General features: G+C 57.8%; 26 protein-coding genes. 14 read left to right on the forward strand and 12 right to left on the reverse strand.

Features of this window, described 5'->3' with window-relative positions; translation table 11 throughout:
* Window positions 1–19 precede the first annotated feature (19 nt).
* The 3 genes from ELH03_RS36915 to ELH03_RS36925 all read left to right on the forward strand — a co-directional run bounded on the left by ELH03_RS36915 (window position 20) and on the right by ELH03_RS36925 (window position 4,325).
* Entirely contained in the window at window positions 20–436 is a 417-nt protein-coding gene (locus tag ELH03_RS36915) for a hypothetical protein (RefSeq protein WP_130767674.1), read from the forward strand.
* Window positions 433–1,386, forward strand: a complete 954-nt coding sequence (locus ELH03_RS36920) for a tyrosine-type recombinase/integrase (RefSeq protein WP_130767675.1) — start codon at window positions 433–435, stop codon at window positions 1,384–1,386. Before ELH03_RS36915 ends, ELH03_RS36920 begins: the two co-directional genes overlap by 4 nt.
* Window positions 1,387–1,517: 131 nt before the next feature.
* A complete protein-coding gene (locus tag ELH03_RS36925; protein WP_245504951.1) occupies window positions 1,518–4,325 on the forward strand; it encodes a class I SAM-dependent DNA methyltransferase in 2,808 nt (935 codons plus the stop codon).
* Between the two features lie 183 nt (window positions 4,326–4,508).
* On the opposite strand, the gene ELH03_RS36930 is transcribed toward ELH03_RS36925, so the two are convergent.
* The 4 genes from ELH03_RS36930 to ELH03_RS36945 form a co-directional block, all read right to left on the reverse strand.
* Window positions 4,509–4,736: a DUF2188 domain-containing protein gene (locus ELH03_RS36930; protein ID WP_130767677.1), complete on the reverse strand. Its 228-nt coding sequence runs from the start codon at window positions 4,734–4,736 to the stop codon at window positions 4,509–4,511.
* A 9-nt stretch (window positions 4,737–4,745) separates the two neighbouring features.
* Complete coding sequence (locus ELH03_RS36935) at window positions 4,746–4,952, reverse strand: hypothetical protein (protein WP_130767678.1); 207 nt, start codon at window positions 4,950–4,952, stop codon at window positions 4,746–4,748.
* Between the two features lie 153 nt (window positions 4,953–5,105).
* Complete coding sequence (locus ELH03_RS36940) at window positions 5,106–5,681, reverse strand: hypothetical protein (protein ID WP_130767679.1); 576 nt, start codon at window positions 5,679–5,681, stop codon at window positions 5,106–5,108.
* Window positions 5,682–6,464: 783 nt separating this feature from the next.
* Window positions 6,465–6,767: a hypothetical protein gene (locus ELH03_RS36945; RefSeq protein WP_130767680.1), complete on the reverse strand. Its 303-nt coding sequence runs from the start codon at window positions 6,765–6,767 to the stop codon at window positions 6,465–6,467.
* 85 nt (window positions 6,768–6,852) lie between these two features.
* Here ELH03_RS36945 and ELH03_RS36950 point away from each other — a divergent pair, with 85 nt between their 5' ends.
* Together ELH03_RS36950 and ELH03_RS36955 are read left to right on the forward strand one after the other, a co-directional pair.
* Window positions 6,853–7,404 carry a hypothetical protein gene (locus ELH03_RS36950; protein ID WP_130767681.1) on the forward strand — a complete coding sequence of 184 codons (552 nt, stop codon included), beginning with the start codon at window positions 6,853–6,855 and terminating at the stop codon, window positions 7,402–7,404.
* Between the two features lie 173 nt (window positions 7,405–7,577).
* Window positions 7,578–8,480, forward strand: coding sequence for a restriction endonuclease (locus ELH03_RS36955; protein WP_130767682.1), 903 nt, complete (start codon window positions 7,578–7,580; stop codon window positions 8,478–8,480).
* A gap of 46 nt (window positions 8,481–8,526) precedes the next feature.
* Here ELH03_RS36955 and ELH03_RS37725 read toward each other — a convergent pair whose 3' ends face one another.
* The 3 genes from ELH03_RS37725 to ELH03_RS36965 form a co-directional block, all read right to left on the reverse strand.
* Entirely contained in the window at window positions 8,527–8,673 is a 147-nt protein-coding gene (locus ELH03_RS37725) for a hypothetical protein (RefSeq protein WP_165420573.1), read from the reverse strand.
* Between the two features lie 191 nt (window positions 8,674–8,864).
* A complete protein-coding gene (locus ELH03_RS36960; protein WP_130767683.1) occupies window positions 8,865–9,215 on the reverse strand; it encodes a hypothetical protein in 351 nt (116 codons plus the stop codon).
* Between the two features lie 39 nt (window positions 9,216–9,254).
* Entirely contained in the window at window positions 9,255–9,548 is a 294-nt protein-coding gene (locus tag ELH03_RS36965) for a hypothetical protein (protein ID WP_130767684.1), read from the reverse strand.
* Between the two features lie 206 nt (window positions 9,549–9,754).
* Between ELH03_RS36965 and parA the strand changes: the two genes are divergently transcribed.
* The 6 genes from parA to mobQ all read left to right on the forward strand — a co-directional run bounded on the left by parA (window position 9,755) and on the right by mobQ (window position 15,056).
* Entirely contained in the window at window positions 9,755–10,402 is a 648-nt protein-coding gene (gene parA / locus ELH03_RS36970) for a ParA family partition ATPase (RefSeq protein WP_130767686.1), read from the forward strand.
* On the forward strand, window positions 10,399–10,665 hold the full coding sequence (locus ELH03_RS36975; RefSeq protein WP_130767663.1) for a plasmid partition protein ParG: 267 nt from the start codon (window positions 10,399–10,401) through the stop codon (window positions 10,663–10,665). The genes parA and ELH03_RS36975 overlap by 4 nt, the downstream gene beginning before the upstream one ends.
* A 94-nt stretch (window positions 10,666–10,759) precedes the next feature.
* The gene (locus tag ELH03_RS36980) at window positions 10,760–11,827 is read left to right on the forward strand and encodes a replication protein RepA (protein ID WP_130767664.1); all 1,068 of its coding nucleotides are present in this window, start codon (window positions 10,760–10,762) and stop codon (window positions 11,825–11,827) included.
* Between the two features lie 708 nt (window positions 11,828–12,535).
* Window positions 12,536–12,817 carry a ribbon-helix-helix domain-containing protein gene (locus ELH03_RS36985; protein ID WP_130767665.1) on the forward strand — a complete coding sequence of 94 codons (282 nt, stop codon included), beginning with the start codon at window positions 12,536–12,538 and terminating at the stop codon, window positions 12,815–12,817.
* Window positions 12,807–13,121 carry a type II toxin-antitoxin system RelE/ParE family toxin gene (locus tag ELH03_RS36990; RefSeq protein ID WP_130767687.1) on the forward strand — a complete coding sequence of 105 codons (315 nt, stop codon included), beginning with the start codon at window positions 12,807–12,809 and terminating at the stop codon, window positions 13,119–13,121. The genes ELH03_RS36985 and ELH03_RS36990 overlap by 11 nt, the downstream gene beginning before the upstream one ends.
* 774 nt (window positions 13,122–13,895) lie before the next feature.
* Entirely contained in the window at window positions 13,896–15,056 is a 1,161-nt protein-coding gene (mobQ, locus tag ELH03_RS36995) for a MobQ family relaxase (protein ID WP_245504952.1), read from the forward strand.
* Here mobQ and ELH03_RS37000 read toward each other — a convergent pair.
* Window positions 15,053–16,525 (reverse strand): type IV secretory system conjugative DNA transfer family protein, encoded by a 1,473-nt coding sequence (locus ELH03_RS37000; RefSeq protein WP_130767667.1) that lies wholly within the window; start codon window positions 16,523–16,525, stop codon window positions 15,053–15,055. The genes mobQ and ELH03_RS37000 overlap by 4 nt on opposite strands.
* Before the next feature lie 54 nt (window positions 16,526–16,579).
* A complete protein-coding gene (locus ELH03_RS37005) occupies window positions 16,580–17,032 on the reverse strand; it encodes a hypothetical protein (protein ID WP_130767668.1) in 453 nt (150 codons plus the stop codon).
* Between the two features lie 25 nt (window positions 17,033–17,057).
* Between ELH03_RS37005 and ELH03_RS37010 the strand changes: the two genes are divergently transcribed.
* A complete protein-coding gene (locus ELH03_RS37010; protein WP_130767669.1) occupies window positions 17,058–17,261 on the forward strand; it encodes a hypothetical protein in 204 nt (67 codons plus the stop codon).
* A gap of 370 nt (window positions 17,262–17,631) precedes the next feature.
* Here ELH03_RS37010 and ELH03_RS37015 read toward each other — a convergent pair whose 3' ends face one another.
* The 3 genes from ELH03_RS37015 to ELH03_RS37025 form a co-directional block, all read right to left on the reverse strand.
* Complete coding sequence (locus ELH03_RS37015; protein ID WP_130767670.1) at window positions 17,632–18,372, reverse strand: hypothetical protein; 741 nt, start codon at window positions 18,370–18,372, stop codon at window positions 17,632–17,634.
* A 4-nt stretch (window positions 18,373–18,376) separates the two neighbouring features.
* Window positions 18,377–18,730 carry a hypothetical protein gene (locus ELH03_RS37020; protein ID WP_130767671.1) on the reverse strand — a complete coding sequence of 118 codons (354 nt, stop codon included), beginning with the start codon at window positions 18,728–18,730 and terminating at the stop codon, window positions 18,377–18,379.
* Between the two features lie 233 nt (window positions 18,731–18,963).
* Window positions 18,964–19,719: a ThiF family adenylyltransferase gene (locus ELH03_RS37025; RefSeq protein ID WP_130767672.1), complete on the reverse strand. Its 756-nt coding sequence runs from the start codon at window positions 19,717–19,719 to the stop codon at window positions 18,964–18,966.
* 459 nt (window positions 19,720–20,178) lie between these two features.
* On the opposite strand from ELH03_RS37025, the gene ELH03_RS37030 reads away from it, so the two are divergent.
* Window positions 20,179–20,790: a hypothetical protein gene (locus ELH03_RS37030; protein WP_130767673.1), complete on the forward strand. Its 612-nt coding sequence runs from the start codon at window positions 20,179–20,181 to the stop codon at window positions 20,788–20,790.
* Window positions 20,791–20,904: 114 nt separating this feature from the next.
* A complete protein-coding gene (locus ELH03_RS37730; RefSeq protein WP_165420572.1) occupies window positions 20,905–21,066 on the forward strand; it encodes a hypothetical protein in 162 nt (53 codons plus the stop codon).
* Window positions 21,067–21,267 lie beyond the last annotated feature (201 nt).

A 21,267-nucleotide genomic window follows, 5' to 3' on the forward strand; every position in this document is an offset into this window, starting at 1 on the left:
ATATATAAAGGGATGACATTTGGAGCAGCTTGAACTTCTCGCTAAACGGTTCAGGGACGCCATCGAGCGGATCCCACCTCAACAGCTGCCCATTACTCTGCAGAGTTTTCCCGCAGGCGCCTGCGGGGACGCGACACTGCTGCTCGGGCATTACCTGAAAGCCCAAGGCCTCGGGCCTTTCGATTATGTCCTCGGCGAACGCCAGGATCATTCCCATGCCTGGCTGCAGCAAGGGGAAGTTATCATCGACATTACGGCCGACCAGTTTCCGGAAGTCGACGAGGCGGTAATCGTCACAGCTACGCCAACTTGGCACCACGAGTTCACATCAGAAGTGCTGCACGAAGCTGACTTCACCATCTCCGATACACACACAGTAGCGATGTTGGGAGCTGCCTATCATAGAGTGATGCAGCATCTAGAGGTGCCAGCATGAACGGCCTCGTACTTTTTTCTGCAGGCCTACCCGCCGCTCTTACCGAGGTCCCGACTCACGTCCGGATGAAGTTTCTGGAATTCTTCACTGCGCAGATCCGAAACGTCAACACGCGCCGCTCCTACGCCAAGGCGGCCGTGGAATTCCTGGGCTGGTGCGAGCGTCGTGGTGCCCGTTCCCTGGATGCTATCACGCCTATTCATGTCGCCGGCTGGATTGAGGAGCTGGCTGGCACCCACTCCGCACCGACGGTGAAGCAGCGCCTGGCGGCGGTGCGGCATTTGTTCGATTGGCTGGTAATCGGCCATGTCATGACTGCTAACCCTGCCCATTCCGTGCGTGGCCCCAAGCATTCCCGAAAGCGGGGCAAGACGCCGGTGCTGTCTCCGGAGGAGGCGCGGCAGCTGCTCGACAGCATCCCGCTCGACACGCTCAGCGGCAAACGCGATCGCGCTCTAATCGGTCTCATGACATACACGTTCGCGCGGATCGGCGCCGCGAGCGGCATGGTAGTCCGTGACGTCTATCCGCAGAGCCGGCGACTATGGGTGCGGCTGAAGGAGAAGGGCGGTAAGCAGGTCGAGCTGCCCTGCCATCATGCGCTGGAGGCTTACCTCGACGAGTATATGGACGCGGCGGGTCTAAAGGAGGACCCGCGTGCACCTCTCTTTCAGACGATCAGGCGTGGTACCGGGAAGCTTTCCGGAAACGCCCTGCCTCAGGCGAGCGCCTATCTCATGGTTCAGCGCCGCGCAGTGGCAGCTGGCATCAGCACGGCAGTGTGCAATCACACCTTCCGCGCTACCGGCATTACCGCCTACCTCAAGAATGGTGGAACACTGGAGAAAGCAGCTAACATTGCCAATCACTCATCGACGCGCACGACCCAGCTTTACGATCGCCGCAGCGATGACGTCAGCCTCGACGAGATCGAGCGGATCGTCATTTAGTCGCGTATCTTGGCAATTATAAATTGCATCTAGACGAAGCGTTGTAATTGTGAGGTATAGGAGGCCGAGGAACCAAAAAACGAGATTCTACAGTGCGTTTATCTTGGAATGAGATCCGGTCGAGGGCCGGCGTGTTCGCTCAGGAATGGGCAGGCGAAGGCTATGAGAAAGGCCAGACCCAGTTATTTTACCGCGACTTTTTTGAGGTGTTCGGGGTGCCGGTGCGGCGAGTGGCGTCGTTCGAAGAGCCGGTCAAAAACCTCGGCAACAAGCGCGGATTTATTGATCTTTTTTGGAAGGGCGTACTTCTGGTGGAGCAGAAGAGCGCCGGCATTGACCTGAAGAAGGCCAAACAGCAGGCTCTGAATTATTTTCCAGGCCTGAAGGATGCCGAATTACCTCGGTATATTCTTTTGAGTGATTTCCAGACGTTCGAGCTTTACGATCTGGAGGAGGACGAAGAGACAAAGTTTGCTCTCAAGGACCTGCCCAAACACGTCGAAAAACTGGGCTTCATTCTCGGGCTACAAAAGCGAACCTTCAAAGACCAGGATCCGGTCAACATCAAGGCCTCGGAACTCGTCGGGAAGCTTCACGATGCACTCGAAGATGCGGGTTACGTGGGTCATGACCTCGAACAATTCCTTGTCCGGATCGTGTTCTGCCTGTTTGCCGACGACACGGGTATCTTCGAAACGCGCGACTTGTTTCTCGACCTCCTGGAAACGCGGACGAATGAAGATGGTTCGGACTTGGGAGGCTGGTTAGCTCAGCTTTTCCAGGTGCTTGACACGCCAGAGGACAAACGGGCCAAGAATCTCGACGTCGACCTGGCCAAGTTTCCTTATGTTAACGGCGCCTTGTTTTCCGGTGGGCTCCTCATTCCGTCTTTCGACCGAGACATGAGGAAACGCCTGCTGGAAGCATGCCGCTTTGATTGGTCCGGAATTTCACCGGCCATCTTCGGCTCCCTGTTCCAGTCCGTCATGAACAAGAAGGAGCGCCGCGCCGCAGGAGCGCACTACACGACCGAGAAGAACATCCTTAAAGTCATTCAGCCCTTGTTTCTGGATCAGCTACGCAGTGACTTTGCGCGGATCAAGGCGCGTAAGGATAACCGCCGCCGTGGCGAGCTGCTGGCGTTTCAGAAGCAGCTGAAGGAGCTCCGGATCTTCGACCCCGCATGCGGATGCGGTAACTTCCTGATCATTGCCTATCGAGAGCTGCGAACTCTTGAGATCGAGCTGATCAGAGAGCTCCGCAATTACCAGGCACCGGGCGGTCAGCAGGAGCTAGATGCAACCGAGCTCTCGGTAGTCAATGTTGACCAGTTCTATGGCATCGAAGTTGGGGAATTCCCTGCGAAAATCGCCGAGACCGCGATGTGGATGATGGACCACATCATGAACAGCCGCTTGAGCCTGGAATTTGGCCAAACCTATGTCCGAATTCCGCTCAAGAAGTCCCCGCATATCCTTTTTGGCGACGCGTTGGACGAGGATTGGGAAAGCCTGCTACCGGCTGCAAAATGCTCCTATGTCCTGGGAAACCCGCCCTTCATCGGAGCGAAATATCAGAAGCCGAAGCAGCGAACCCAGGTGCGCGAAATCGCGAAGCTCGGCAGATCCGGCGGAACGCTGGATTACGTCGCGGCATGGTTCATCAAGGCCGCCAACTACATCAAGGGAACAAAGGCGCGTATTGGTTTCGTGTCGACCAATTCCATCACGCAAGGCGAACAGGTTGCTCAGCTTTGGCCCCTGGTGCTTGACCAGTGCAAGCTCGACATCTCGTTTGCGCATCGGACATTCGCATGGGGATCGGATGCGCGGGGCCAGGCTCACGTCCATGTCGTCATTGTTGGCCTTGCCAACAAGGTGGACACACCAAAAGAACGACGTTTATTCTCCTATCTCGACATTCATGGAGAGCCGGCTGAGAGCGTGCATACGGTAATCTCGCCCTATTTGTTCGACGCAGGTGGGCTCTCGAATCCTCACCTGGTCGTCCGCGAAACCAGCCGACCCATGAACGGCCTGCCCAAGATTGTGATTGGCTCAAAACCAATTGACGGCGGCTATTACATCCTCTCGGAAGATGAGAAAGCAGAGCTTCTGAAAAGCGAGCCGAAGGCAGAAAGCTTCATCCACCCCTTCGTGGGAAGCCGCGAGTTTCTGCACGGAACCGAGCGCTTCATCCTTTATCTGGGTGAGGCCGCTCCTGCCGCGATCGATAAGCTGCCGCTCGTAAAGGCTGCGATTGCAAACGTTCGGGATTATCGTCTCGGGAAGCTTCCGCCGAAAGGCAAAGGGGAGGACGATGTCAAAGAACCGGGCATATCATCCAGGGCGCTAGCTGACACTCCGCGAAGTTTCCACGTGACCGTGGTACCCAAGTCGGCGTTCTTGGTGGTCCCCGAAGTAAGCTCGGAGCGACGCGAATATATTCCGATCGCGTGGCTTGAACCTCCGATAATTCCGAGCAACAAGGTGCGGATTATGCCGGACGCGGCGCACTGGCAGTTTGGAATCCTGATGTCCGCGATGCACATGGCTTGGACACGGTGCGTCGGCGGCCGGCTCGAAAGCCGCTATCAATACAGCATCGGGATCAATTACAACGCGTTTCCGATGCCCCCGGTTGGCGCAGCGGCATTGCTGAAGCTTGAGCCCCTTGTAGGCGATGTTCTAGCTGAGCGGGACAAGCATGCGGGGTCGTCTCTGGCCCAACTCTATGATCCTGATTTGATGCCGCCAGAACTCAAAAAAGCCCATCGTGCTTTGGATAAAGCTGTTGATAGGCTGTATCGCGCAAAGAAGTTTGATGGGGACCGCGACCGTGCCGAGCACCTGTTTGAGCTGTATGAAAAGATGGTGGCACCGGTCATCGCCAAAGCATCTGAGCCTCCTCGCCGAAAAAGCAAGGCCAGCGCAGGTTAGCCTGCGGAGAGCCGCATGAAGAGATCGATCTTCATGAAAGGCTGATAACCGGTCATGCTCAGGGGCGGCAGTCCCGAAGCGCTGCGCTTATACGGACCTTGCCGGTCAGACGGATGCAGGAGCTTTCCTGCCCCGCCCTTCCAGAGAAAACTGGCCAATGGGAGGATTGGCCAGGGTGCTTTGCTAACCCTTGGACGACCTCGGGTCATGACCGTGGCTATCGGATCGCTGGATCTCGCCATCCTTGCCATGGATCTGCAGTTCAGTCTTCTGATGTTGACTGAGCGGACGCGCCAGCTTCTCCGCGTCGGCCTTGGTGTCGGTGCGATGGCTTGCCTTCTGGTCACCGTCGCGCTTCACCTGCCAGCCCCCATCCTTATGGGGCATTACTCGATGGGTATCACGTGCCATGGTATTACCTCACATGTAGGGGCGAATTGCCGGCAGGTCTGCGGGCGGAACGTCAGGGAACTTCTGGCCAGTGATCACTTCACTGACACGGCCCTGGTTCAGCTCGCCGAGGCGGGCTGCGATCTGGGCCTGGTTGAGCGGGCTATGCATCCAGAGACCCTTAATCTTCGAGGCGAGGATCGGGGTCAGCCGGGGGCTGCTATTTCGGTAGTGCATATGTTGTGACCTCTTTGGTCTTGACAAAGGCCCCCGACAACGCACTTTACGTTTGCGGACTAAAAGACGTTCACCGTTGTCAAAGCGGTGGTGTCGAGGGGAGTTCCGTTTCGCCGGAACTCCCTCATAATATAGCCAAAATCCCCAAGAAAATCAATCTACTAGCGAGGATTTTTGCTGCGTTTTGATGTTTTTTGAACCCCCCTGATATGGGAGCAGCCGCACCTTCTTCTCCTGGCGATCGCGCTCGATGCGTCGTTTCCGAGCCAGGTTCTCGGTCGTGCCAGATCGTCGGCCGCCGACGATGATTCCTTGCGGTTCGGCCGTCACGCGATAGATTTCTGCCCATTTGGGATCACAGCCTGCCAGGACATAGCTGCGCATTACGGCGGCCGGTCGTTCTGTTATTCTGATGACCTTGCCGTCAGTGATGCCGCCACAGCAGCGCTCGACCCATCGCCAGAGCTTTTCTTCAAATATTTTGAGCTGGCCGGGCGGGAGATGAATGACCCAATGCACATGAACGTTGTGGTCGGCACCTGGCTCCATTGTCAGGAACGGCTGATCGTCGCGCACGTTCTCGAAAGCGTAAGCGCCGGTCGCCTCGTGCCGCAGGTGCGCAGGCAGGTGGCGTGCCGTCCATTTTCCAAAGTGGTTTTGCCGGATCTTGGCGAACGCTTTCACAGCTTCTCGCGGATCGCATCCGGTGCAGACGAAATTGATCGTCACGTGTGTATTAAGGGGCCGGCCAATGCGGGCTGCCTGTTCGTCGATGTAGTAGAGGCTTCTTGCCGCTTTCCGGCCGATGAAAAGGCTTTGCAGATGCTACCCCTAAGAAAGTCTTAACTCGGCGCCTCTTTATCTAGAATGTGTTGCGCCGTTGTTGTCTCAATATAGGAGTTAGGGGCGATTCTCGGAATACGAGCATTCGTTTTCCTGCACGCTTTCCCAAGAAATTTTAAGATCTCAACAGTTTGTTTCGATAACGAAACAATTAAGAACATTCTAAGCCGTCCATAACGAACTCGATAACGCCACCAGATGTGCCAGGTCGGCAGCTTCCCCTCACCTTCCCACGTCGATGCTCCGCACCTGAAAGCGGGCCGCGTGTCCCGCTTTCCCGCTGATGCGGCCGGACGATCGCGCATAGACGTGTGGCCCGCGCCTCGGTGACAGCCGCCCTCGCCCGCCTGGAGCTGACAGATCTTTGAGGCCTGCCGGGCCGGACGGAGGCGCGGCTGCAGTCGCTCGGTATCACGACGCTGACCCGAAATGGATCCGCAACACAATCGCCAGCCTATACGACCTGTTGGACTGATCTTTTGACCGTCGCGATCGGCAGGGCGCCGGGAGGGGGAATTTTCCCTGAGGATGGGTCAGCACGATGAGGACATTCAGGACATGAGAACGCGCGAGGATAGCAATTCCAAAATAACCGACTGGATTCAATGGGAAATAAAATCACCTGTCTGCTTAAATCAATTGCGAGTAATCCGGTTTCATGCCATAAATTTACTTGAGTTTGCTGGATATGCCGCCATCTGACCACCGACCAGCAATATCTAAGTTCTTGATTTTATTGTATAAATACTCCATATTGACGATGTCATTGAGGATGAATTGAATCAGCTTCCAAACCTGCAAACATTTCATCCATCGCCTGGCAGTGAGCAATGACCGGCTGGCGTCCAAACCCAGCCAAATAATGCCCGGTATACGGTGGGCGGCGTCCAAACCCGCCATCCCATACTGGAGATATCGACCGGTTTCCAACCCGGTCAAACTGATGCAGAGGCCCGGGCCGACGGCTTCCAACCCCGTCGGTCCCGGATCCATCACCTGGCAGTGAGCATAATCAGCTGGGGTCCAAACCCAGCCTCTTCACAAGGATAGCAAAAAGATGGCCCCGCGTAAAAAGATTGCAAAGAGACAGTTAGAGCTTCGAAACCGGCTTTGGGCTGATCTCGATCTCGATGCCAACGAAGACGAGCTGCTGTGGACCCGCCAGGTCTACAATGGCTTTACGACATTGCCCAAAGCCATGCCGTTGATGCTCGGCATCATGGACGACTTGGCTGGCGGTCAGCCGGTATCGGGCACTTATCTTGAGCTATGGTGCCGGACATTCGACGATAATTTCGTGGTCCTGTCCAAGCAGGAGGAAATCGCGTTCCATTCCGGCTTCAGCGGTCAGCGCGCCGTCCGGACCTGGAAAGGACGGCTCAAGCTTCTCGCCGAATTAGGGTTTATCAAGCTCGCAGCTGGCCCATCCGGAGATAGCAGCTACGCGCTGATCTTGAATCCCTATCATGTCATCCGCGACCTGCATGCCGCTGGTAAGGGCGTTCGCCAGGACAAGTACAACGCACTGGTGGCACGCGCAGTCGAAATCGATGACGAGAGCCTAGCGCCGCCCCCTGCCCCCAGGGCCGCTGCCAAGCCTGCCGCATAAAGGAATGGCGTCTGGGGCGCCTTTCCAGGCGGTGCTGCGCACGTTGAGGCATCGTATTTCCGTATTTCAGCAAAATCACATTTGTGGATTGCTTTGGATTTGTTTGCCGACGCCGCCCGTCTGCTAGTAAATTCAAGACAACCGAAAGAGCTGCCCGACCCATGACGCTATCTATGAAAGAATCCAGCGCAATTGCTGCGCTCGCAGGCCTCCTCTATGACTTTCTCCCTGGAAGCGGAAACAATGCGACAGCCTTTCCTTTGGCGGCCCAAAAAGTGGGAGTTGCCCAATACTGGCAGTCTGGAAGCAAGCTGCCGTCACTCACCCAGCTTTTGACGCTCACCCTGGAGCATCGTCGCAGCAGCTTCTGCCCATTGATCCTCGAAATCGTTCGGCAGTCGATGACCTGGCGCGGCAAACGCGACCCCCTCACCCGTGCCGAGATCGACCAGCTCAACAAACTGCTGCCGGGGGTCGGTTTCAAAATTCCGGATCTTTTGGAGCCAGAGTTCCTCGACACCTTTCCCGGCGCCCCTGCTGCAGCTCAGGCACCGGCCGCCCCCACGACGCAATTGCAGGCGGCCGATCCCGCAAAGCTGGCCGAACTGAGTGTGCGGATCCGCGATCTCGCATCTCTGGCACCGCAAGAGCGAGGCTTTGCATTCGAGCGATTCCTGCATGACCTCTTCGACGTCTACGGCCTTTCTCCGCGCGCATCGTTTCGTCCACGTTCTGGGGAGCAGATTGACGGCAGCTTTGAACTTGATGGCGATACCTACCTTCTAGAGGCGAAGTGGCACAGCGCACTAACGCCTGCTGCGGATCTGCATGTCCTCAATGGCAAGCTCAACAGCCGGCCAACATGGTCGCGCGCGCTCTTTATCAGTTATGGTGGTTTTAGTCCCGACGGGCTTGTCGCCTTCAATCAGGGCAAGAGCAGCCTGATTTGTATGGACGGTTACGATCTCTACGAGACACTAAGCCGAGGCCTCCCGCTCGATCGCGTTATCGCGAAGAAGGCACGTCGGGCGGTAGAAACCGGGCTTTGCCATGTCTCTGTGCGAGACCTCTTCTGAGCCGTAGACGTTTACGACGTTCCTTAAAATCGTGTTTCTGCATTTGTCAGATGGGGCGCCAGATGGGCGTGCCGACGAGCCAGGTCAAAACCATAAGCAGCAGGAGGCAGCCCGCCAGGACAAAGACGGCCGTCAGCCCCTTCGCCTTGATTGTCACTCCCCAAATTGTCACTTCCAGCTCATTTTCGTTCATGGCCCTACCTCACATACGGTTTGGGAGAACCATGCACGGCGATAGTTGTCGCCGCAAAGCACAGGTCTCGAACGGCAAGCCTAACCGCGACAGGGCACCGTTAAGTGCGAATCGGATGGAAAATAATTCAATGAAATCAGTTTCTAACTTCATCGTATTTACGATTTTCTGTAAATATGGCGCATTATTCCTTAGAATCGGGAGCGTCCGCGTCGCGGCAGATGGTCGCCGTCATCCGACTTGTAGACGAGGAACAGGCGATCCGCCCTCCCCTGCTCGTCCCGCGATACCTTCCGCGTGATTACTTTACTGCGGAACGCCGCATCGATGATTTCGGCTTCGGACATCCCGAGCTGAGCCACCAAGTGCAGGACGGTGCGCTGGCCACCGTCGTCGCCCATGCCGCGTTCGTCCCTCAGATACGCTTCCAGACGCCGGCGCCGGCAATAGCGCGTCGTCTGGAAAGTACCGAACGCCCAGACGGCCACGACGGCCGTCAGGATCGAAGCTGCGTTGGCGATTAGATCGAGCGTCTCATTCATGGGCATGGTCCGTAAAATCGCAAATACAGAAAATCGTGTTTACGCTTTCGGCTTGATCGGATCTTCGGCCGATTGCACGAATTTCGCCGCAGCGAACTTCGCCCCCGGGCTATGGGTAAGGATCCCCTGCATTAGCGTCGGGCCGGCCGACGACAGAGCGCCCTCGCAGTCCACGAGCGTCATCTCCGGGACGGATGGGTTATCGAAGGCCATCTGGGCCGGCCGGCCGCTGGCGTCGGTAAAATCGACGACGATCCAGACCTTGTCGGATTTGCCCGAACAGGCCGCCAGCAAGGCCGCCACTAGAATGGCGCCACAACGGTATGTCTTCATGCAATGGAATCCCCCTTGAGAGCACCATTCCAGCAGAGACCGCCGACCCTGGCAAGATGGTAGGCAGGCATTACGATTTTCTGTAAAATCGTAAATGTGGCCTGATTCCAACAGGGGTCTTAGCAAAGCCTTAACCAAGGCTGGCCAAGACTGCCGCATCGTGAAATCGTAAATGCGATTTGCAACAATTACAGAAAGGCGACGACATGATCATAGGCGTCCTCAGCCAGAAGGGCGGAGTGGGTAAGACCACCATCGCCGTCAATCTCGCCGCGACCTACGCAAAATCCGGCCTGCGCGTTCTCCTCGTCGATGCGGATCCGCAGGGGAGTGCCCTGCAGTGGTCGGCAGCCCGCGACGCCGAGCCGTTGTTCAGTGTCGTCGGCATGGCCAAGGCGACCTTGCACAAGGAGCTACCCGACATCGCCAAGGATTACCAGGTGGTCGTTATTGACGGCGCACCGCGCGTCAACGAACTCGGCCGCGCGGCGATCCTCGCCAGCGACATTGTGTTGATCCCGGTTCAGCCCTCACCCTACGACATCTGGGCGGCGGCCGAGACCGTGCGCCTGATCCAAGAGGCTCAGCAGTTCAAGGAAAGCTTGAAAGGCGTATTTGTGATTAATCGTAAAATCGCAAATACGGCAATCGGCCGCGACGTCACCGAGGCCTTGGGTCAGTTTCAAGATATTCCGGTTCTGCCGACCGCGTTGCATCAGCGCGTCGTCTACGCCGAGAGTGCAGGGCAGGGGCTCTCTGTCCTGGAAGTCGATCCCAAGGGTGAGGCCGCGCGCGAGATTGCGTCGCTAGCCAAGCACCTGATGAGCAACCAAGAGAAAAGGAAAGCCGCATGAAAAAGACGGTCACCATGAAAATGCCGATCGCCAAGCCGCCCGCCGCAGCCGATGCATGGGTCGGTGAAAATACCGGCGACGTGTCCGAGGCGCCCAAACATTCCAAAGTTGTGCCGCTTCGCGCCGAGGCCGAGGCGAACAAGCGTCTGACCATCGACGTAAGCGAAAGCCTCCACAAGCGCATCAAGGCGCAGTGCGCCATGCGCGGCACCAAGATGGCCGACGTGATACGCGATTTGCTGGAAAAGGAATTCGCGGCGTAAAATCGTTTTTACGATTTTACGCTTTAGATGGTGGGTGCCTGTTTATGCAGCACTGCCTTTTCCAATTTCGGGCAAATCACTCTAAGGTATCTGCATGGAACGGCCCGACGAATCACTGATCATTGACGCAGACCTGCGGCAGCAACTGGAGTACCAGCGCAACCGCACGCGTGGCGTCGGGATGTTCGAATTCGAGGTGAGAGAGCTAATTGCCGCTCAGGAAGCCCGTCATGCGGAAAAGGCTCGGTGGGAGTCATCCCTCGACGCCATGACGCCCATGCAGAAACGCCGGGCGATCGTCCGCGAAGTAATTGAGAGCGACGGTCCTTCCCCATCCAATCTCCGCTATATGCACAGTTCGCTTGCGATCTGTGGCCTACCCTACAAGCGCTTGCCCGAAGGCGAGTATGAGTTTGAGCGCAAGCAGGGACGTATGGCCGTCGTGGTCGAAGCCGGCAAGCTCCGCGCGCCAGACGGGTCGCGGGTGCAGCAGCCAGTTCCCTACGGCCCTAAGCCGCGCCTGATCCTAGCGCACCTTAGCACTGAGGCTATCCGCAACCGCTCTGCAACGATCGACGTTGCCGAAACGTTGACAGCGTTTATGCGCGAATTGGGCTTCGAGAAGCGGGGAGGGGAGCGTGGCAACATCAAGCCCTTCAAGGAGCAGCTGCAAGCCCTGGCCGCGTGCCGAATGGAAATCAGCGCCTGGGACGGCAAACGGTCAGCAACGATTGATGCCAAGCCATTCAAAGGCATCGAGCTGTGGATGTCCGACAACCCTGACCAAAAGTCTCTGTGGCCGTCCACGGTCACGTTCTCGCAGGAGTTCTACCAGTCTCTCAAGGACCACGCCCTGCCGATCGATGTGCGCGCGCTCCATGCTTTTGCCAATTCTGCCCGGAAACTGGATCTCCTCTTTTGGCTGAACTATCGCCTGCACAGCATGAAAACTCAGCTGGTGCTGGACTGGAAGCCGCTGCAGATGCAGTTTGGCGACGGTTTCGCCCGAGAGCGCGCATTCCGCGCCCAGATGGCAGATGACATTGAGCACATCAAAAGTGTCTTCCCGAAGCTGCCCGTCAAGCTGACCGAGCGTGGCTTGATCCTCGAAAATGCGGATCCGGAGGTTCTTTCCATTCCCAAACGTCTTCCAAAAAAATAGTGAAATAGCAAGGATTTAGCGGCGCTGATCTGGTGGCGCTGAGGCTATTTTTTTGTGACTATATATCAATGCTTTACCAAGGGGGTAGCGCTGAATTGGTGGCGCTCCGGCGCTGATCTGGTGGCGCTTTCGGTAGCTACAGCGCTGATCTGCTGGCGGTCTAGCGCTGAATTGGTGGCGCTTCCAGCGCTGAATTGGTGGCGCCTATATATAGAACAGAAAGATTCCAGAAAGTTTGAACAGAAAGACTCTTACAGAAATCTTCTCACAGAATATCAGAAAGGGCCTGCGGCCAGCCGTAAATTTGATTGATAAATAATCTGCTCATCTCGAACGGTTCATTTCACCTATCCCCTGGGGCTGTCTGCCCCAGACCCCGAGGATATTTGCAAGAGGAATGACGTTTAAGGGGAGCAGGAGGAACGATTGCCGTCTCAGAGCGGCCTGTCGAGGCCGTAGAGAGGTTTTTACATGTGAAATGGGGGAGGAGTTCGTCGAACGCCTGAAAGCGTCTGTGCGTAGAGTGTGGAGGTTGCCATCACCCGAAGGTGATGGCGCCCATTCCTCTACGGTCATCGGCATCCCTGCCTGTACCGTGCACTCAGTGAATCATAGCTCAGAAGGCTTGCCAAGCATCATGCTCAAAATGCTTGGCAGGGTGTCAGGCTGGTGGTAAGCTTTACTACCATAAGAGACTGGAGGTGCCATATGGCTAATGTTGAAAAGATCAGCGTGTCAATGACGCCGCAGCAGGCGGATCTGATGCGTGACGCGGTCAGCAGCGGTGCCTATGCCAGCAGCAGTGAAGTTATCCGTGAGGCCATGCGCGACTGGTCCGCGAAGTGGGAAACCCGTAAAGGGGACATCGAGCGTCTGCGCCGCTTCTGGGACGAAGGCAAGACTAGCGGCAAGCCCGCCTCGGTCGATTTCGATACCTTGCGCAGCGAGGCGCGTCAGGAACTGAGTGCAGCCCGTAAAAATGCCCGCTAATCTCGTCTGGCTTCCGCAAGCCCTTGCCGACGTTCGCGAGATTTACGTGCAGATCGGTCTGGAGCAGCCTCAGGCCGCCGAGCGGTTTTTCGATAGCTTCGAACGCAAGGCCCGCCTTCTTGCAGACCAACCAAGGTTAGGCGCCCGTCGTCCGGAGATCCGGCCGAGCGCCAGGATGCTCGTCGAAGCCCCCTTTGTCATGCTTTACGAGACTGTCCCGGACACAGATGAAGGACCGGTTGAAACTGTTCAAATTGTGCGCGTGATTGACGGCCGGCGCGACCTTCACAGCCTGGTCTCCTAAGTACAAACCCCATCGGGATCGTGGAGAAGGGCACGTCGTCACTGGCCGGCGTGATATGGCAGCGTTGACGGCCATTTCGCACGATTTCGAGAAGATAAGAACCTAATCCCCAGCCACGCATCTGTGACCATTCCTCTTGCAAGTATCCTCGGGGGGTCCAGGGGGGCAGACAGCCCCCCTGGGGTACGCTACGGATTTTGGGCGTAGTGCAAGGGGGGTCTGGGGGACCTCCCCCAGGGGTACGCGCAAAGCGCGCGGCGTTTTTGCGGCGCCCTAGTGTATGCATGACGGCAGCCCCAGGTAGTGTGGTATGACTGTCGGAAACACAGCTAAGAGTACTCCGCCGAGGATCATTCCGAGACCCGTCTCGGAACGGAAGCGGGATAGGGCCCAGACGACCACGCCTAGCATCACGCAGATGCCTCCAATGTTATAGGCGCCGACGATCGTCCATCTCAGCCCACCGCAGAAGATTCCCAGATGATAGCCCAGCTCTGATGCGACCGTGTCTATACCGAGACACACCAGTAGGATGACGCCAACAATGGCAGCAATTTCGCCGATCAAAGCGATCAGACCTGAAGACGATGTCATTTGAATTGCCTCATGGTGCAAAAGGTTGGGTAATGGGTGGAATGCAACAGAGAGGGCAGGGGGACCGGTTGACAGAGGTAATAGCGCACTTATACATCGCTGTGCGACATAGGTGCTCGGCGGCCACGGGGACGTGGCAGATCGCCGAACGGAAGCCCGGGACGGGCTGATTTGGATGGTGTGGTGAGTTCGTACCATTTCAGCATGCAGATCGTGAAACGCTCCGCCGGGCAGTCGTCGGTGGCCGCCGCCGCCTATCGTGCCGGTGCGCGACTGCAGGACGAACGCAAAGGTGTGGTCCATGATTACGCCGGCCGCCGTGGTATTGCTCACGCCGAGATCATGCTGCCGGAAGGCGCGGCGCCGTGGATGGCAGACCGCGAACGTCTCTGGAACCATGCCGAAGCTTTGGAGAAGCGGAAAGACGCGCAACTCGCCCGTGAAATCAATATGGCGCTTCCGCACGAGATTTCGGCCGAGGCAAGGCTGAATTTGGTCCGATCGTTTGTCCGCGAGCAGTTCGTGGCGAAGGGCATGGTGGCTGATTTTGCCCTGCACGACCCGGTCGCCGAGAAGGGCGACGACCCCCGGAATTTCCACGCCCATATCATGCTGACGATGCGCATGGCAGGATCCCAAGGGCTGCGCGCCGTGAAGACCCGCGAATGGAATTCCGACGAGATGCTCAAGACGTGGCGGCAGGCCTGGGCCGAGCATCAAAACCGATCGCTGGAGCGCGCCGGCCGCCGCGAGCGTGTCGATGCCCGCCGCCTCGATGTCCAACGCCAAGAGGCGCATGACGCCGGTGATCGCGCCGCCGCGATGACCTTTGATCGCGCTCCGGAGATCCACATGGGACGCCGTGCGCGCAACACCGAGCGGCGCGGGCTTCAGCCGGTCAGCCGGCCGCGCCAGGACCGCACGGCGCGACCGGGGGCAGGGGAGTTCCGTTCGGCCAAGATGGATAAGGGCCGCGTGCGCACCGTCGTCTACAGCTCGATTGATCATGGCACCCGCACACAATGGAATGCTGAGATTCTGACTGAAAACGAGCGTCGCAGCCGCAGCCGGATCGACAAGCTGGAGCGTCAGGCGGTGCGCCTGCGCCAGCGGCATATGCGGGCGCTGCGGGTGTCGTCCGCGCCCATGCGACTCGCTCTGGGCCAGGAGCGCCGGCACAAGATTGCCAGGCGCCACGCGACCCGCAGCTCGGACTTGCTGCAGCAGATCGAGCGGCTGATCGCCGAGCTGCTGCAGGTGCGTACCCATCGTCAGAAACGTCATCGCGAACTTCTCCGCTTGCGGGATGTTGGGAAAATGAAGGGTTGGGGCCGCTTCTAGGCGGCTTCCGTGCGGCTGGGAGGCCGGCCGAAGGGGATGATGTGGGCCGACTGCCGGCGCCAGCGGTCCCAGCGACGGCGCCAACGGCGAATTTTGAAGTAGCGGACCTTGCGCGCCAGGACCGGAAACTTCACCGCGCCTGAAAAGAAGATAATGGACTTCTTCGACGAGAGACGTGTGATCTCGGCCGGATCCAGCAGGTAGCGGCTGACTTCCGTTCCGTCGCGATTGGTGACTGTGGTTTTGCCGATCGCGTCGGCGAGATCCCTGGCGCTGGCGACGTCATTGACGCCGAAGGCAACCTTGCAGTTGGCGTTGGCGATCATGGAATCCGCTTTGGGATAGGTGCGCCGCAGCTGGTTGAGATCCTGGAAGACGAGGATCAGGCGCGCGTAGCTTGCGAGATAGCCGACGCCTGTTTCCAGGGGCTCGATGCGGCCCATGGCGGCCGCCTCATCGAGCAGGAGCAGGGTCGGATGGCGGGGAGGGGCTTCGTCCTTGGCGCGCGTCATCGCCGTCAGCGCGCAGCCCATCATCACGCGCAGGAAGCCGCCATAGATCGGCAGTTTCTCTTCATCGACGATGACGTAGCAGGTCATGACCTGGCGATTGAAATCGCGGAAATCGAACCCGCTGCTCATGCTCACCAGGCCGGCCGGACGATCGGCCGACCAGATCGCCATGGCCTTGTCCGCATTGGACATGATCGAACGGGCTTCCTCGCTGGCTTCCATTTCCTGGAAGGCCTGCATGAACTCACGTAGCGTCGTCGAGCCGAGGTGCCTGGCGTCTTCAGCGATCACCGACGAGATCCCGCTGAAGCCGGTCGCGACCAGACTGCGGATCTTGGACAGGTTGCGCAGCTCCGGAACGTCGCGGTAGCGCAAGCAGGTGTAGAGGATCAGGCCCTGCAGGAGCTGGGTGGCGCGGTTGTCCCAGTGGCCGCCCGAAGCGCTATCCGGAATGACGAGGAGCTTAGCCAGCTCCAGGGCGTCGTCGGCTTCATGGAAGGTGCCGATCCGCACCATGTCGAGCGGATTGAAGCTGTCCGACAAATGCGGATCGATGACGTTGAGCGTCACCGCGGGGCCGAGCGTTGAGCGATGGCGTCGCGTGATGGCGCTGTTTTCGCCCTTGGGATCGCTGCAGATAATGCTGCCTTTGTAGTCGAGTAGGTTCGGCACGACGACGCCCACGCCTTTGCCGCTGCGCGTTGGCGCGAACAGCAGCACATAGCCGTCGCGGTTGAAGCGCAAGAAGCGCCCCCATTTACGGCCGACAATCAAGCCGTCGCCGCCCCAGACGCGTCCGAACACAAGTTCGCGGAAGGTGGCCCAGCGGGCCGAGCCGTAAGTCGTCGAGGTCTGGCGCGGTGTCTGCATCATCAGCAGGAGGAGTGCGAGAAGCAACCGCAGCACGCCGAACGTCAGGAAGACGAGCAGACGGCACGCTAACAAAATGATTTGCATGGTCAAAGTTCCCGTAGGTTTGAGGGGGCGTCAACGGCAGTGCTGTCCAGATGGTCAGCGGCGTGGGCGGTCACGCGGCGAAGGACGATCGCGATCGTCGTCGGAGCGTTCAAAGCGGCGCGTATCCTCGCGATCGATGAGATTGCGGCGTGCAGCTTTGAGATCCTGCAGCTGCGTCAGCAGCTGGGCGTGGTCCTGGATGGCTTTGGGCAGCTCGGCCAGGCTTTGGCGCACCTGGCGCTGTTTCTCGAACTGGAAAAAGCCGTGCTTCAGGAAGCCGAAATGATAGACGCGATCGCCCCAGCCCTTGCGGTCTTCCAGAATGCCGATCACGACGTCGGGACCGCGCGCTTGGAGCAGATCCTGATATTTGGCGACAGCATGGTTGCCGTTCTCGAACGACTGCCGCAACAGGCGCTCGACGCGGGCAGTGGCAACCTGGGCCGCAGCCTCAACCTCGCCCTCAGCTTGGGCGAGACTGCTTTTCGAAAAATCATTTGCCGACATTGCAATTCTCTCCCAAACTTGACGCATGACGCACATCTTCACTTGGCTGACGCAGTTGCTCACGAAGGAGCGGCCAGCGGAGCCGTTCAGTCCGAATATCGAGGGTATGAACCGGGCCATGGAGATCGCGATCGCGCGCTTCCCGCATGATCCGGTGGTCCAGGAAGCCCGGGCGAAATCCGAGCTTCTTATTCGGTCGCTGTTGCGACCCCGCGTCTACGACGCGTAGGCATGCACCGTGCTCAAAGGCATCAAGGGCTGGGCCCTTCTCCACTTCGTTTCGACCCTGACGGGTGACGCCTTCTGCGCGCGGTGCACTTCTGGAAGCGTCGGGACGGGGAACGTCCCAACGCCCTACGGGCAGATCGACGAGCCTGCGGCGCGTCGAACAGGGAACAAGGCTTAGGAAGTGCGATCGTTTCCCTCGCCCCGAAAGACCTGCTGTCTGCGGGGAGCGGTGCGAACGCCCTTCATCAGTTTCCGGACCGTTGAAGCCACCCCCCAAAACGCCAAACGCAAAATCGGAGTGGCGATCGCGGCGACGCACATTAGCGCAATCCAGACGATGAGCTGCAGGGTTCCGAACAGGAGTCCCATCATCACACCCTGCCTCTTCGACGATCAAGCAGTCGCTTGAGCACCAGCTTTGCCTGGTGTTCGTCGCGGGCGCGATGCGAGCGGAGAATGGATTTCAGCTTGTCACTGCGCTGAATGATCGACATCACCAGGTCCGGTCGATGGCAGACCAAATCCAGAATGTCGTCGAGATCTGAGGGGGTGTCGCTCGATGGCTCCTCTTCCCAGACCGTTTCGGCGCGGATGGGTGACGGGGAATCGAGCCTGATCAGCCAGGTATCAACCCGGGGCGATCGGCCGGGGTAGGTCACGATCGGGGCAATGAATGTGTGCCAGGGCTCGCCCAGACGGGCGGCGGCTTCAAGGTGTTGCCGCATCGATGGAATGTCGCCGTAGCCGCTGCCTGGTGCTCCGTCCGACAGAAAATTCATGCCGCCTGGGTGCGAGTGCATGACGCCGAGGAAGTACTTGCCGAAGGGAAGAAGACTGGTGTTGAGGTAGTGTTCGAGAAACGCTGCATTCAGTGTCACCGTGCTGCGGCTCGCCTTGCCGCGTCCGTGCCCGTCAGAGGCCGGAGGCATCGGCATGACATCCGTGACACGCAGGGGATCGTTCAGGTAGCCGCCCAAGACCGCATAGGTCTCTGGCTCGAAGAAGCCGACGGATGCGTCCACCTTCGCCTTCATACCGGGCGCGAAACGGACTGTTTCGTGTGTTTGGTTCCATAGCGGCGAATTATTCGGATGATCGTAGATCAGGACCATGTGCTTAACTCCAGCTGCGGCCGTTGCGGATGTATTTCGAGGTGCATTCCGCCCACCAAATCGATAGCGCGATGGCGGTCGGAAGGTCGGGCGGGTGGTTTGCAAAGCAGACTTTGGCAAAGCCGTTCGGGCCAGGTAGACGATGTGTTTCGTGCAGCCCGTTCGAGCGGCTGCCGTAGGCCGGCTGTGCGAGGATGACGGCTTCGTAGCCGACACCAGAGCGGTAGATCGCAAAGCGGAAGGTCTGTCCGTAAGACGTGAAATGCTCGATCTCGCCACTTCCATGCTGGGGAAAGGTTGACCAGATGAGATCCATGTCCGGTTTGCCATCGGCGCCGAGAAGAGTTCCGTTCGACATGAGCTATCCCCGTTTCCTCTACCGGCCGGCAAGACACTGCTTGCCGGCCGTGTTGTTGCGGACTGGTCTCAGCAGAAGGTCTGCTCGCCAATCGGAGACGGGCGCCACGTCGTTGCCGGCTTCTGTTGGGTGCTATTTCGCATTGTATTTCTCCTTTTAATTAGCCCTGTGGTTGTAGAGAAGGGTCGGGCTTCCCGTGCTCCAATCGCTCTCGCGATGGCGTTGGCTGCCGGTTAGTTCGGCGAGCCGAAGTAGATGGGGGTAAGAAATCCAGAGGGCGTGTGAAAGCCGTTGAAGCCCGTCGCAAGGCCCGCGTCGATCAGCCCAGCGCCAATGTTGGACAGCAGCTCGATCGACGAACCGGCGCGGTGGTGGAGATAGCCGGCAATCATGAGTGCTACGGCCGAATTCATCGTCTCGGTGTGCAAAGCGCAGCTCGGGAAGAATGCAGGCGGCTCATAGCCCGCCTCGACGCCTTTCCAGGCTTCCGGAAGGATCTCCTGAAGAGATTTTCCACCAGGCTCCACAAAGGCCGTAAAATGCTGCAGGCCGTCACCGGTCATGCCGTGGATGAAGGTGGCGACGCCAGCATACTGTGCTCGTTTGGCCAGTGCGAACATCGAACGCGGGTGGTCGATGCCAATCTTCACGACATCGGCGGATGCCAGGATGGCAGTCAGATCGGGGACGTCTTCAGCGTTGGCGTGATAGGTCTCGACATGGGCGGTTGGGGCCCGGGCCATGATCATGGCCTTGGCGGCCTCCACCTTGGGCATGCCGATGTGCGACTGATCATAGAGGGTCTGGCCGATGTTCTCGACTTCGACATGCTGGCTGTCGATGAGGGTAAAGCGGCCGACGCCAATGCGGGCGAGGGTCAGTCCGGATGAGAGGCCCCGGCTGGCGCCAATCATGACGAGATGGCTTTTGAGCATGAGTGCGCTATCGGCACGACCGGCTTGCCGGTCGCTTTGAGTATGAGCGTTCATCGTTTCCTCCTATGCAACGCTAAATTGCGAATACAATCAGAGGGTGTTGACGCTTCCGAGACTTCGGGCGTATACTATACAGACCGAGAGGCTAAGAACTGTCTCGGAAACATCACTCACCCGTTTTACTGGTGAATGCGAGAGGGGGAGGATTGGCGTCCTTCCCTTTCTTGCTTTTTATAAGGTCAAAATTTGGCCATCGTCAAGTGCGATCTACAAAATATTATAATAAAATCAAGTAGTTAAATTTCCAAGGGCGAGAATAGTTTCTGTGCCCGTAGCAATTGCGCTTGTTTTTCGGAATATTTTCCAGGAATTGTGAAAAGTAACTGCCCCAGCCCCCCGCGCGAGCTAATCTTGTCTCAGAAATTACCGACTGCCGTTAAGAAACGTCGCCTTCTTTCCTATCTCAAAGCTGGCCGAGAGGACTTGGTGGAGCGGGCGTGTCGGGAAGCAAACGTGCAGCTGAAAACCGTCATCAAGTTGTCCGAAGCGAAGCTTGATCAATGGGAAAAGTCGCATGTGGTTATGCACGGGACACTTGATAAGGTCCTCGACTACCTACCAAACCTAAAGCACGCGGACGAGTTCTGGAATTATATGAGCTTCTTGAAAATCAAGAAGCTAAGCGTCGAAACGCAACATTCTCTCGAAAAATACGTGGGGCACTACGCCCTGGTTACAAACATCCCCGAGGAAGACATCCGGTTTATCTCGATGTCGATCATTATAACGCGCTCACCGTTTTTCCCGGTGTTTGATATCCATGTTGCTGGAAACGAGGATGATGGCGTTGAGGAGATCAACTGCGATGGGTTCATCATAGCTAATGGCCGGCGACTGGCTCTCACGGGCCTTTCAGATTTCCTCGACGCGTTTATTGTTCTGACCGATGTTCCGGATGTGAAGCGGAATCCTATCAGGGGCACCGGCACCTTCGAACATAAGATCAGCGGCGTCTGCTACACGTCGGAAGTCATTCTCGTGCCCATCGATGACGCAACCGAGATGGAGCCCGTGATCGCCCGGGCCAAGAAGCGGTTGAAAATCGGTCCCATAGAATTGAAATGAGCGCGGCCCGACGTCTGCCGGCGAAATCGGACGATTAGATTCTTGCATGATGCCAGGGGACAATAGGAATGCGACGGTATCCAGCCGATCGCCCAGCTCACAACAGGAGATCCTATGAGCACTAACATCCTCCCTGCCATCCTGACCGGCGTCGGAACATTCCTGTTCTCGACCATCCTGCAAGGGGTCGATCCCGACATTGCCCTTGTCGGTAGCGTCATCTTCGGCGTCACTTACTGGTTGGGCAGTGACTTCATGGATGACCTCGTTTCGTGACCAAAGGGGGGCGGCTAGTCCGCCCCCTAAATCTTCTTTTCTCGTGTGCTCTATATATGATAATGTCCTTTATCATATATAAAGGGATGACATTTGGAGCAGCTTGAACTTCTCGCTAAACGGTTCAGGGACGCCATCGAGCGGATCCCACCTCAACAGCTGCCCATTACTCTGCAGAGTTTTCCCGCAGGCGCCTGCGGG

Origin of the sequence: Rhizobium beringeri, from assembly GCF_004306515.1 — a bacterium.
Taxonomy (GTDB): Bacteria; Pseudomonadota; Alphaproteobacteria; order Rhizobiales; family Rhizobiaceae; genus Rhizobium; species Rhizobium beringeri.